The 11,822-nt window shown below is 69.7% G+C and carries 12 protein-coding genes; 5 read left to right on the top strand and 7 right to left on the bottom strand.

The features are described from left to right. Positions 1–14: 14 nt before the first annotated feature. Both ACSQ14_RS12210 and ACSQ14_RS12205 read left to right on the top strand, forming a co-directional pair. Positions 15–1,286 (top strand): YeaH/YhbH family protein, encoded by a 1,272-nt coding sequence (locus ACSQ14_RS12210; protein WP_436013068.1) that lies wholly within the window; start codon positions 15–17, stop codon positions 1,284–1,286. Then, positions 1,283–2,827 carry a SpoVR family protein gene (locus ACSQ14_RS12205; protein WP_436013066.1) on the top strand — a complete coding sequence of 515 codons (1,545 nt, stop codon included), beginning with the start codon at positions 1,283–1,285 and terminating at the stop codon, positions 2,825–2,827. The genes ACSQ14_RS12210 and ACSQ14_RS12205 overlap by 4 nt, the downstream gene beginning before the upstream one ends. Positions 2,828–2,881: 54 nt before the next feature. Here the strand turns inward: ACSQ14_RS12205 and ACSQ14_RS12200 are convergent, their stop codons facing one another. Both ACSQ14_RS12200 and ACSQ14_RS12195 read right to left on the bottom strand, forming a co-directional pair. Next, positions 2,882–3,097 (bottom strand): hypothetical protein, encoded by a 216-nt coding sequence (locus ACSQ14_RS12200; protein ID WP_436013064.1) that lies wholly within the window; start codon positions 3,095–3,097, stop codon positions 2,882–2,884. A gap of 188 nt (positions 3,098–3,285) precedes the next feature. Beyond that, positions 3,286–3,495, bottom strand: a complete 210-nt coding sequence (locus ACSQ14_RS12195) for a dodecin (RefSeq protein WP_436013062.1) — start codon at positions 3,493–3,495, stop codon at positions 3,286–3,288. 185 nt (positions 3,496–3,680) lie between these two features. On the opposite strand from ACSQ14_RS12195, the gene ACSQ14_RS12190 reads away from it, so the two are divergent. The 3 genes from ACSQ14_RS12190 (at position 3,681) to ACSQ14_RS12180 (ending at position 5,668) form a co-directional block, all read left to right on the top strand. Continuing rightward, entirely contained in the window at positions 3,681–3,902 is a 222-nt protein-coding gene (locus tag ACSQ14_RS12190; protein WP_436013060.1) for a hypothetical protein, read from the top strand. A 484-nt stretch (positions 3,903–4,386) separates the two neighbouring features. Continuing rightward, entirely contained in the window at positions 4,387–4,827 is a 441-nt protein-coding gene (locus tag ACSQ14_RS12185; RefSeq protein WP_436013058.1) for a hypothetical protein, read from the top strand. A gap of 115 nt (positions 4,828–4,942) precedes the next feature. Next, complete coding sequence (locus tag ACSQ14_RS12180) at positions 4,943–5,668, top strand: Crp/Fnr family transcriptional regulator (protein WP_436013056.1); 726 nt, start codon at positions 4,943–4,945, stop codon at positions 5,666–5,668. On the opposite strand, the gene ACSQ14_RS12175 is transcribed toward ACSQ14_RS12180, so the two are convergent. Genes ACSQ14_RS12175 through uxaC form a run of 5 tightly spaced genes read right to left on the bottom strand, consistent with a single transcriptional unit; the run spans position 5,634 to position 11,778 of the window. Continuing rightward, positions 5,634–6,905 (bottom strand): MFS transporter, encoded by a 1,272-nt coding sequence (locus ACSQ14_RS12175; protein WP_436013054.1) that lies wholly within the window; start codon positions 6,903–6,905, stop codon positions 5,634–5,636. The two genes, ACSQ14_RS12180 and ACSQ14_RS12175, sit on opposite strands and share 35 nt — an antisense overlap. 10 nt (positions 6,906–6,915) lie before the next feature. Beyond that, a complete protein-coding gene (manD, locus tag ACSQ14_RS12170; RefSeq protein WP_436013052.1) occupies positions 6,916–8,127 on the bottom strand; it encodes a D-mannonate dehydratase ManD in 1,212 nt (403 codons plus the stop codon). Next, positions 8,127–9,047: a sugar kinase gene (locus tag ACSQ14_RS12165; RefSeq protein WP_436013050.1), complete on the bottom strand. Its 921-nt coding sequence runs from the start codon at positions 9,045–9,047 to the stop codon at positions 8,127–8,129. The genes manD and ACSQ14_RS12165 overlap by 1 nt, the downstream gene beginning before the upstream one ends. Continuing rightward, on the bottom strand, positions 9,044–10,366 hold the full coding sequence (locus ACSQ14_RS12160) for a mannitol dehydrogenase family protein (protein ID WP_436013048.1): 1,323 nt from the start codon (positions 10,364–10,366) through the stop codon (positions 9,044–9,046). The genes ACSQ14_RS12165 and ACSQ14_RS12160 overlap by 4 nt, the downstream gene beginning before the upstream one ends. Continuing rightward, the gene (uxaC, locus tag ACSQ14_RS12155; RefSeq protein WP_436013046.1) at positions 10,363–11,778 is read right to left on the bottom strand and encodes a glucuronate isomerase; all 1,416 of its coding nucleotides are present in this window, start codon (positions 11,776–11,778) and stop codon (positions 10,363–10,365) included. Before uxaC ends, ACSQ14_RS12160 begins: the two co-directional genes overlap by 4 nt. Positions 11,779–11,822 lie beyond the last annotated feature (44 nt).

Genomic DNA, 11,822 nt, shown 5'->3' with positions numbered 1-11,822 from the left:
CGACGGGAGTTCCCATGCACATCGTCGACCGCCGGCTCAACCCCAACAGCAAGAGCCTCGAGAACCGCCAGCGGTTCCTGAGGCGGGCGAAGGCGCAGGTGCAGGAGGCCGTGCGCAACGCTTCCGGCGGCCGCGACCTGGGCGACGCGCTTGAGGGCGGGGAGGTCAGCATCCCGTCCGACGGCGTGCGCGAGCCGCGCTTCCGCACCGCGCCCGGCGACGTCCAGGACCACATCCTGCCCGGCAACAAGACCTTCAACGAGGGCGACGTGCTGCCGCGACCGGGCGGCGGCGGCGGGCGCGGCGGGGCCGGCGAGGGTGACGGCGAGGACGCCTTCACCTTCATGCTGACCCGCGAGGAGTTCCTCGAGCTGTTTCTCGACGACCTCGAACTGCCCGACATGGCCAAGCGGCGGCTGGCGACCACCGAGCGCGAAGGGTTGCGCCGGGCCGGCTACCAGACCACCGGCTCGCCGACCAGCATGTCGGTCACCCGCACCATGCAGCTGGCGCTGGTGCGGCGCACGGCCCTGCGGCGGCCGAGCCCGCGGGCGCTGGCCGAGCTCGAACAGGAGCTGGAGAAGGCCCAGGACCGCGAGCGCCGGGCCGCGCTCAAGGCTGAGATCGAGGCGATGACGACGCGCATGCGGCGGATCCCCTACATCGACCCGATCGACGTCCGTTACCGCCGCTTCGAGATCGAGCCCAAGCCGGTCGCCCGGGCGGTGATGTTCTGCCTGATGGACGTCTCCGGCTCGATGACCGAGCACATGAAGGACCTCGCCAAGCGGTTCTACCTGCTGCTCTACGTCTTCCTGACGCGGCGCTACAAGCGGGTCGAGGTGGTCTTCATCCGCCACACCGACCGGGCCGAGGAGGTCGACGAGGAGACCTTCTTCCGCAGCCCGGCCTCGGGCGGGACGCTGGTCTCCAGCGCCCTGGCGGCGATGGCGAAGATCGTCGCCGAGCGCTACTCGCCGGACGACTGGAACATCTACGCGGCCCAGGCCTCGGACGGCGACAACGCCCACGGCGACGGCCAGCTCACCGCCCAGCTGCTGACCGCAGAGGTCCTGCCGGTCACCCAGTACTTCGCCTACCTCGAGGTGGGCGCCAGCTCGCACCTGCGCCAGCCGATGCCGGATTCGCCGCTGTGGACGCTGTACGAGCGCCTGCAGTCCGAGGGGGCGCCGCTGTCGATGCGGCGGGTCGAGGACCGCAACGAGATCTATCCGGTGTTCCGCGAGCTGTTCCGCAAGCGCGACGGCCAGCAGGTGAGCTCATGAGTTCCGACAAGCTTCTGTTCACGGGCGCCGACTGGGACTTCCCGACCCTGCAGCGCATCCACGACGCCTGCCAGGAGATCGCGGTCGATGAGCTCGGCCTCGACGTCTATCCGAACCAGATCGAGGTGATCACCGCCGAGCAGATGCTGGACGCTTATGCGTCCATGGGCATGCCGCTGTTTTACAAGCACTGGTCGTTCGGCAAGCACTACGCCTACCACGAGACCCTCTACCGCAAGGGCTGGGCGGGGCTGGCCTATGAGATCGTCATCAACTCCTCGCCGTGCGTCTCCTACCTGATGGAGGGCAACACGGCGACGATGCAGACCCTGGTCATCGCCCACGCAGCTTTCGGCCATAACCACTTCTTCAAGAACAACTATCTGTTCAAGGCCTGGACCCAGGCCGACACCATCCTGGACTACCTGGACTTCGCCAAGCGCTACATCGCCCGCTGCGAGGACCGCTATGGCCAGGAGGCGGTGGCGCGGGTGCTGGATTCGGCCCACGCGCTGATGGGCCAGGCGGTGCACCGCTATCAGGGCGCGCGCGGCCCGGACCTGCGGCACGAGGAGGAGCGGCAGAAAAGCCGCCGGGCGCACCAGGAGAAGATCTTCAACGACCTGTGGCGGACCCTGCCCACCGCCGGCCGCGAGCCGACGCCGGACCAGACCGCGCACCGCCGCGAGCTGCTCGGGCTGCCGCAGGAGAACCTGCTCTATTTCCTCGAGAAGGCCGCGCCGCGCCTGGCGCCCTGGCAGCGCGAGCTGCTGCGCATCGTCCGGCAGGTGGCGCAGTACTTCTATCCGCAGGGCCAGACCAAGGTGATGAACGAGGGCACTGCGACCTACGTCCACTACACGATCATGAAGCGGCTGCACGACAAGGGGATGATCTCCGACGGCAACTACATCGAGTTCCTGCAGTCGCACACCAACGTCGTCACCCAGCCGAGCTACGACGATCCGCGGTTCCAGGGCTTCAATCCGTACGCCCTCGGCTTCTCGATGATGCGCGACATCGAGCGCATCGTCACCGAGCCGGACGCCGAGGACCGCGAGTGGTTCCCCGACATCGCCGGGACCGGGGACCACATGGCGGTGTTGCGCGACGTCTGGGCGAACTACCGCGACGACAGCTTCATCGGCCAGTTCCTGAGCCCGCGGCTGATCCGCGAGATGCGGCTGTTCCAGCTGCATGACGACGCGGCGATGAAGGAGGGCATCGAGGTGGCGGCGATCCACAACGAGCGGGGCTATCGCCGGATGCGTCGCGAACTGGCCCGCCAGTACGACGTCGGCGCGCGCGAGCCCAATATCGAGGTGGTCGACGTGGACCTGGCCGGCGACCGCAAGCTGGTGCTGCACCACAATGTCGCCGGCGGCGCGCTGCTGGAGCCCGCCGACGCCGAGCGGGTGCTGCAGCATCTGGCCGACCTGTGGAGCTACGACGTGGTGATGCTCGAGGTCGACGCCGACCGCGACGTGCTGCGCGAGCACGCCGCGCATCCGCGCGAGGCCTCGCATTTCGAATGGACTTGAAGTTGGCGGCGGGCGCTAGGCCCCGCCCGCTCGCCGCCCTAGCCGGGCGACGGCTTAGCGTTCGTTGCGGTCGCTCCGGGCGAGCACGGGTTGCGGCTGCGGCCAGACGCGCACGACCACGGCCATGCTGAGCGAGCCGAGCACCGCCACGGCGGCGCCGAACCACTGCTGCGGCGCAAGGCCGGTGGTGGTGGCGAACTGGACGACTAGGCCCGTCGAAAAGACGGCGAGGAACAGAGACCCCAACTTCTCGGCCTTCTCACGCGTCATGGCATCCCTTTCAAACAAGCGCCCGCCTGGCGCGGTGTGGCCGGCACCATGTAGGCCTCCTTGCGGAGGAACAAGCGTCGCCGCGGCATGCGGCGACGGGCTGGGGACCCGAATTGAGGCGTGAGCATGCGCGATCCGCGCCGGCTCAGCCGGCGGGGTCCTCCGCCGTCGCTTCGGCCGTGTATCAGCTAGCTGTCGAGGGTAAAGCCCACCTTGAGCGTCACCTGATAGCGGGCGACCTGGCCGTCCTCGACCCAGCCGCGGGTCTCCTGCACCTCGAACCAGCGGATGTTGCGCAGCGTTTCGTTCGCGCGCGTGATCGCGTTCTGGATCGCGTCCTCGATCGACACCTTGGACGACCCCACCAGCTCCAGCAGCTTGTAGACGTGCTCGCTCATCTTCGACCTCGCAGGCGGCGCTCGGCCGCCAACCCGGTGCTGGCGGCGTCGCGCTGCTGCACATTTGAACGCCTGAGCGCAGGGGATCGGGGGCAAACCGGAACAGCCGCCTGCGGCAGCCGTTCTGCATCATATGGCGCCCTGCGCGCCGCGTGGTGTGCAGGGCGCGGTTACGGAGGCCCGCCATGAATATCCACATGCCGCGTTGGGGGCATTCCCACGCCCACGCCACCGACGAGACCGAACACCACCACCATCATCACGCATCTGACAATATGCGGCGGGTGGAAGGCGGCATCGACCTCTTCGCGATCGCGCTCGTGGTCCTGTTCGCCCTGGCGATGATCTACGCCCTGTTCTCCACCGGCGGCGGACACCCGGCCTACTTCGACCGCTGGCCGGGCTGAGGCGGCCATCCCACGGCGCGGTTGATCCGCGCCCTGCAGCGCCGTCCGCCATCTGCCGGCGGACGGCGCTGCCTTCGAACGCGCGAACCCGCGAGCGCCTCGGTTTCCGCTTGTCGACGCGCTTCCCCACAACCCGCCCGGCCTGGAGCCGGCAGTTCGCTCCGCCAGTTTGGTGAGGCCCGCTGACGCGCAGGCTAGCGGGTCGGCGTAGCCTGGGCTGCATCTGCAAATAGAATCCTTGCTAGAGTTATCGTTCCAATTGCGAAGAACTAAACCCAAGTAAATAACGCCGATCAAGTTGGCATTCTGCGGTCTGCTGCGACAAGTTGAGCCGGTTAAAACATCTGATAACTGAAGTCTGAAATAGCGACGACTTCCGGAATTCTCGACGAACATTCTTGGCCTGGCCCCGATTGGGGCGGGCATGTCTGTGCGCAAGCCATGGCGGTTGTGCGGATTTCCCACAGCCGTTTGCGGCGTTCTGGTGATCGCCGCGACGCCCGCCCGGCCGTCCGGTTGGACGCGGGCGGTCGAGCCCGCGCCGGTCATCTACGCCAGCGGCCCGACGCGCACCGGGAAGACCTGGGAGATGGTGCTGCGCAACGTCGAGCAGGTCGACTACATCTGCCGGACGGCGATGGGCGGCCTGCCGGAGCACGCGCGGCGGGGCGCCTACTATTGGGGCTGCTACCACGCCAAGCTCGACGCCGTGGTGCTGGTCGATCCGCGGGCCTGGCCCAGTCGGCGAGAATGGGACGCGGCGCGGGAGCACGAATGGGCCCACGCCCGCGGCTGGCGTCATCGTCCGGACGGCCACGGCACCGACTGGGCGCGCAGCCTGCCGCCGGCGGGGCCGGGCGCGCAGGCGCTGGTTTTGGCGACAACCGCCGGCGAGGAACCGCCGCGCGCAGCGTCCGGCGACTGATCGTCAGGGCGAACTGTCCAACGCTGGACAGACTCTATGAGAGCACTGGATCATTCCTCGGCCGAACCGGGTCCGGTGAGCGCGTTATTCGACTCGCCGGCATGTATCTGGAGTAGTGCTTCTGGTTAGTCGCAATCTTATCCTGCGCGAGTTCGGCTCGGACCTTGACCTCATTCGCGGCGACCTGGTCGCGACGCGGCTGCGGGCCGGGCAGGTCCTCAACGAGCCCGGCGACGAAATCCGCAACATCTATTTCCTCGCCGAGGGCGTCGTCTCGAAGTTCACCGTGTTCGAGACCGGCCAGGAGGTCGAGTGCGTACTGATCGGCCGCAACAGCGCGGTCGGGGGGCTATCGGCCTTCGGCTTCGCGACCGCCCTGACCCGCAACGTCAGCATTTTCGACGCCCACGCCTGGAGCATTCCTCGTCAGCGCCTCGGCTGGGCCTGCCGGCAGTCGACGCGCATCGCCGGCGCCCTGTCGCGCTGCGGCCAGGACCAGATGCGCTACGCCATCCGCGTCGGCGCCTGCAACGCGCTGCACGGCATCGAGCAGCGACTGTCGCGCTGGTTGCTGAGCTGTTCTAGCCTGCTCGAGCGGCAGGACATCGGCCTGGCGCAGGAGCTGTTCGCCAAGGTGCTGGGTGCGCAGCGTTCGTCGATCAACCCGACGCTGCAGCGGTTCCAGGCGGATGGGCTGATCTCGCTCGGCCGCTCGCGGCTGACCATCGTCGACCGCGAGGGCCTGCAGCGCCGCGCCTGCGAATGCTACGCGGCGCTGGAGCTGCACGATTGCACAGCGCACGATCCTAAACTGGGCCTGGCTTTTCCCGCATCAGGGTGAACAGCACCGCCGCGCCGATCAGGTCGAAGATCGCCAGGGCGACGAACAGCGGATTGTAACCGACGGTGGTCGCCAGCGCGCCGACCACCAGGGAGAACAGCAGGCCGCCGGTCCAGGCCGCGGTGCCGGCCATGCCGGTGGCGGTGGCCACCTGGTTGTCCGGGAAGACGTCGGCCGACAGCGTGATCAGCGTGCCCGACAGCACCTGGTGGGCGAAGCCGCCGACGCAGAACAGCGCGATGGCCCAATAGGCGCTGGGGGCCAGGCCGATCAGGGCCGGGCCGATCATCAGCACCGCGCCGGTCAGCACCGTCAGCTTGCGCGCCGTCAGCAGCGAGAAGCCGCCGTAGCGCATCAGCGCCGGCGAGAGATAGCCGCCGAAGATCGAGCCGAGATCGGCGGCCAGGAACGGCAGCCAGGCGAAGGCGGCGATCTGCTTCAGGTCCATCCCGCGGACCGTCACCAGATAGAGCGGGATCCAGAAGCTGAAGGTCTGCCACGCCGGGTCCGCCAGGAAGCGGGGGATGGCGATCGCCCAGAACTTGCGGGTCCGGGCGATGGCGATCCAGCCCGGGCCCTTGGCCGGGGCGTCGGCCGGCTTCTTCGCCTGGCCGGCCTCGATGTAGGCGAGCTCCGCGGCCGTGATCCGCGGATGCTGCTGCGGGCGGTGGTAGAACCAGGCCCAGAGGCCCGCCCAGACCAGGCCGACGCCGCCGGTGACGACGAAGGCCAGCCGCCAGCTGCCCTCGAGGATGCACCAGATCACCAGCGGCGGGGCGATCATGCTGCCCAGCGCCGTGCCGATGTTGAACCAGCCGGTGGCGATCGACCGCTCCTTGGCCGGGAACCAGTCGGAGACCGTCTTCATCGCCGCCGGGATGACGGCCCCTTCGAAGACGCCCAGCAGGCCGCGAAAGCCGGCCAGCATCGGCCAGCCGGTGGCCAGGGCGTGGGCCATGTTGGCCAGCGACCAGCCGATCGCGAAGATGGTCAGGCCGACCTTGGCCCCCAGCAGGTCCAGCAGCCAGCCGGCGATCGGCTGGACGATGGTGTAGGCGAGCTGGAACGACGCCACGACGTACGAGTACGCCTGGGTCGACATGTTCCATTCTTTGGTCAACGTCGGCGCCGCCGCCCCCAGCGCGCTGCGGGCGAGGTAGTTCACCGCCGTGCCGATCATCACCAGCGAGATGATCCACCAGCGCAGGTGGCGGATCGGGCGCACGACGGGTTTCATGTTCGCGCCGCTACCAGTTGAACATCGAGCCGTCTTCCAGACGGTTCACCGGCAGGCTGGCGGGCTTGTACGGGTACTTGGCGGCCAGCGTCTCGTCGATGTCGACGCCGTGGCCAGGCGTCTCGCCCGGATGCAGGTAGCCGTCGGCGAAGCTGTAGGCGTGGGGGAACACCGCGTCGGTCTCCGGCGTGTGGCGCATGTACTCCTGGACGCCGAAGTTCGGCACCCAGAGGTCGAAGTGCAGGGCCGCGCCCATGCAGACCGGCGACAGGTCGGTGGCGCCATGGAAGCCGGTGCGGACGTTGTTGAGCTCGGCCAGATGGGCGATGCGGCGCACGTGGCTGATGCCGCCGGCGTGGACGATGGTGGTGCGGATGTAGTCGATCAGCTGCTCTTCGATCAGCTGCTTGCAATCCCAGACGCTGGAGAAGACCTCGCCGACGGCGAGCGGCGTGGTGGTGTGGGCGCGGATCTGGCGGAACGAGGCCTGGTTCTCCGCCGGGGTGACGTCCTCCAGCCAGAACGGCCGGAACGGCTCGAGGTCCTTGCCGAGGCGGGCCGCCTCGATCGGCGTCAGGCGGTGGTGGCTGTCGTGCAGCAGGTGCACGTCCCAGCCGAGCGCGTCGCGCGCCGCCTGGAACAGCTTCGGCACGGTGGGCAGGTACTTCTCGGTCGACCAGACGTTCTCGGTCGGCAGCGCCGCGTCGGCCGGCTCGTAGAACATCTTGTCGCCGGAGACGCCGTAGGTGCTGGCGAGTCCCGGCACGCCGGTCTGCAGGCGGATCGCCTTGTAGCCCAGGGCCTGGTAGCGCAGGGCTTCGGCGATGGTCTCCTCGACCGTGTTCCCGTTGGCGTGGCCGTAGACCATCACGCCGTTGCGGCTCTGGCCGCCGAGGAGCTGGTAGAGCGGCATGCCGGCCGCCTTGGCCTTGATGTCCCACAGCGCCATGTCGACCGCGGCGATGGCGCTCATGGTCACCGGGCCCCGGCGCCAATAGGCGCCGCGGTAGAGGTATTGCCAGATGTCCTCGATGCGGTGGGCGTCGCGGCCGATCAGCGCCGGGCAGACGTGGTCCTGCAGGTAGCTGACGACGGCCAGCTCGCGGCCGTTCAGGGTGGCGTCGCCGATGCCGTAGACGCCCTGGTCGGTCTCGATCTTCAGGGTGACAAAGTTGCGCCCCGGGCAGGTGACGATGACCCGGGCGTTGGTGATCTTAAGCATCAGGAAGCAGGTCCACTCGGTTGGTCGGCGGCGATGGCGCCGGGTTGGGTCACGACGTAGGCGGCGAGCGCCAGGCCCCGACGGGCCGCGTCGATCGGGGATTTCTTGGCCAGGCGCGCGGCGAGGTAGGCGCCGTTGAAGCTGTCGCCGGCGCCGGAGGTGTCGACCACCGTCTCGACGCGCGGGGCGGGCAGCCACTGCGACTGGCCGCGGTGGTGGACCAGGCAGCCCTGGTCCTCGGCGGTGATGGCGAATTCGGACGCGCCCAGCTCGGCGAGCCGCCGGGCCATCCACTCGATGTCTTCTTCGCCCCACAGCAGCTGCAGGTCCTGGCGGCTGGGCAGTAGGATGTCGGCCACGCCGGCGACGGTCTCGAACGCCGCGCGGGCCGTGGCGATGTCGCCCCACAGCGCCGGGCGGAGATTGGGGTCGAAAGCGATCCGACGGACGCGGCCGCGCAAGCTCCGCAGGATCTCGAAGGCCAGCGCCCGGTCGTCCGGCGTCAGGATCGCCAGCGAGATGCCGGAGACATAGATCAGGTCGGCGCCGTCCAGCACGTCGTCCTGGGCCATGGTCGCCAGGTGGCGCGCCCAGCCGCGGGCGGCGGATTCGCCGCGCCAGTAGTGGAAGCTGCGCTCGCCCTGGGGGTCGAGCTCGATCAGGTAGAGGCCGGGGCGGCGGGCCGGATCGACGGCGGCCAGGGCGTCGCCGACGCCCTGCGCCCGCCAGGCCTGGCGCATCGCCTTGCTCAAGGGATCGGCGCCGGTGACGGTGGCGAACTGGACGTCCAGCTTCGGCGCGCTGCGCTTCAGATAGACCGCGGTGTTGAAGGTGTCGCCGGCGAAGCCGCGCCGGTAGAGGTCGTCGCCCGCCGGGGCGAGCTCGACCATGCATTCGCCGATGCAGACTGCCCGGCTCATGCCGCGGCTCCGAGGATCGCCGCGCGCAGCGCCGGATTGCTGCGGATTTCGGCCGGGAACAGCGTGGGGTCGTCGAGATCGCGCGGCGGCGGCCCTTGGGTCGCCGACCAGTCGATCCAGGCGCGGACCACGCGGCCCATCCGGGTCACCGGCAGGCCGGCGCGCTGGTTGGCGATCATCAGCGGGAAGATCCGCTGGGCGAGCTTCTGCGCGCCGTCCTGGGCGATCTGGTCGAGCCGGTGATCGACCGCCGGGTTGGCGAAGCGGCGGCGCACGCCGCTCCAGTAGTCGCCCACGGCGAGCTCGGGCAGGGCGGGGGCGACCTCCTCGGCGATCAGGCCGTCGAGGAAGCCGGCGAGCTCGGGGTCGGCGATGGCGTCCCGCACGAAGGTGCGGCCGCGCAGCAGGCCGAGATAGGCGAGGGCGGAATGGCTGGCGTTCAGCACGTGCAGCTTGAGCCGCCGATAGGGGACGACGTCGCCGACGAGCTCGACGCCGACCTGCTCCCAGGCCGGGCGCGGGCCGGCGAACCGGTCTTCGATCACCCACTGCCCGAAGGCTTCGCGCTGCACCGAGCCTTCGTCGGTCAGGCCGAGGACGCGCTCGATCCGCGCGCGGCTCGCCGCGTCAGTGGCCGGGACGATGGAGTCGACCATGGTCTGTGGGAAGGCGGCCGCCGCGCTGAGCCGCGGCGCCAGCAGCGGATGCGCGCGGGCGGCGAAGGCTTCGACCGCCGCGGCCAGCCGCGCGCCATTATCGGCGACGTTGTCGCAACTGATCACGGTGAGCGGCGCAGCGCCCTCAGCCACGCGGCGGGCGAGACCTGCGGCCAGCACGCCGACCGCCGAGCGCGGCGAGCCAGGCGACGTCAGGTCGTGGACGATGTCCGGATGGGAAAGATCGAGCGCCCCGGCGCCGTCGAGGCAATAGCCCTTCTCGGTGACGGTCAGGGTGACGATCCGCGTCGCCGGCGCGGCCAGCGCCGTCAGCACCCGGTCCGGCTCCAGCGGCAGGGTCAGCGCCTGACGCACCGCGCCGACCACGCGGTAGCTGGGCTCGGCGTCGAGCACCTCGACCGTATAGAGGCCGTCCTGCGGGCTGAGCGCTGCGGCGACGTCCGGCTTTCGCATCGAGACGCCGACGATCCCCCAGGCGCCGCCGGCGGCCGCGATCGCGGCGTCGCTGTAGACCGCCTGGTGCGCGCGATGGAACGCGCCCAGGCCCAGGTGGACGATGCCGCAGCCCAGGCCCGCGAGGTCATAGGCCGGCCGCGCGACGGCGGCCGGGACCTGGTCCAGCGTTTGAAACGACAGTCTCACAGGCGGTAGGCCTGCTTGGGCAGGGCGTAGGCGAGGTCGTGGGCGAGCGCGAGCGCCTCGTCCAGCTCCAGCCGATGGCTGGCGACCAGTTCGGCCAGGTGGGCGCAGTCCATGCGCCGCGCCAGGTCGTGGCGCGCGGGGATCGAGAAGAAGGCCCGGGTGTCGTCGTTGAAGCCCACGGTGTTGTAGAAGCCGGCGGTCTCGGTGACCTGGCGGCGGAAGCGCAGCATCCCCTCCGGGCTGTCGTTGAACCACCAGGCGGGCCCGAGCTTCAGGCACGGATAGTGGCCGGCCAGCGGCGCCAGCTCGCGGGCGTAGGTGCTCTCGTCCAGGGTGAACAGGATCAGCGTCAGGTCGGCGCGATTGCCGACCCGATCGAGCAGGGGCTTGAGTCCGTCGACGTAGGAGACCCGGGTCGGGATGTCGGCGCCCTTGTCGCGGCCGTAGCGGTCGAAGAGCCAGGGGTTGTGGTTGCGCCAGACGCCGGGATGCAGCTGCATCGTCATGCCGTCGTCGCCGGCCATCACCGCCATCTCGGTCAGCATCTGCGCGCGGAAGGTCTCGGCGTCCTCAGGCGTCGCGCCGCCGCTGCGGATACGGGCGTAGAGCGCTGCGCAATCGGCCGCCGACAGGTTGGCGGTGCGCGCGGTCGGGTGGCCGTGGTCGGTGGCGGTGGCCCCGCCGACCTCGCGGAAATAGGCCCGGCGGTTGCGCAGCGCGCTGAGGTAGCTCTCCCAGCTCGCCAGGTCCTCGCCAGTCAGCGCCTGGAGCTTCGTCAGGTTCTCGGCGAAGTCCTCGCGCTCGGCGTCGATCACGTCGTCCGGGCGGAAGGTGGTGAGGATCCGGCCGGACCAGCCCGAGGCGCGGATCGCCCGGTGGTGCGGCAGCTCGTCGGTCGCCCCCTCGGTGGTGGCGATCGCCTCGATGGCGAAGCGTTCGAACAGGGCGCGCGGGCGGAAGGCCTCGGTCGCCAGCGCCTGATTGATGGTGTCGAAGTAGAGGTCGGCGGTTTCCGCCGACAGCCGCTGGTCGAGCCCGAAGACGGTGGCGAAGGCGTGGTCCAGCCACAGCCGCGACGGGGTGCCGCGGAACAGCCGGTAGTTGGCGGCGAACAGCCGCCAGACCGCCCGGCGGTCGGTCTCGACCGGCCCGTCGCCGCCCGACATGCCCAGGCGGCCGAGGTCGATCCCCTGGCTGTAGAGCATGCGCAGGACGTAGTGGTCGGGCCACAGGAAGACGCTGACCGCGTCCTCGAACGGAGCGTTGTCGGCGAACCACTCCGGCGCGACGTGGCCGTGCGGGCTGATGATCGGCAGGCGCTCAATCCCGGCGAACAGCTGCCGCGCGACGGCGCGGGCCGAAGGCTCCGGCGGGAAGAATCGGTCCGGATCGAGGATAAGCGGCGCCGCCACGGCGAGAGTCCTTGATGAGGGTGCTTTTCGGGGCGAAAAGTGGT

The sequence above is a fragment of the Phenylobacterium sp. LjRoot219 genome (assembly GCF_964252995.1).
In the GTDB taxonomy this organism is placed as follows: Bacteria; Pseudomonadota; Alphaproteobacteria; order Caulobacterales; family Caulobacteraceae; genus Phenylobacterium.
This window is presented reverse-complemented; position numbering and strand designations above follow the sequence as displayed.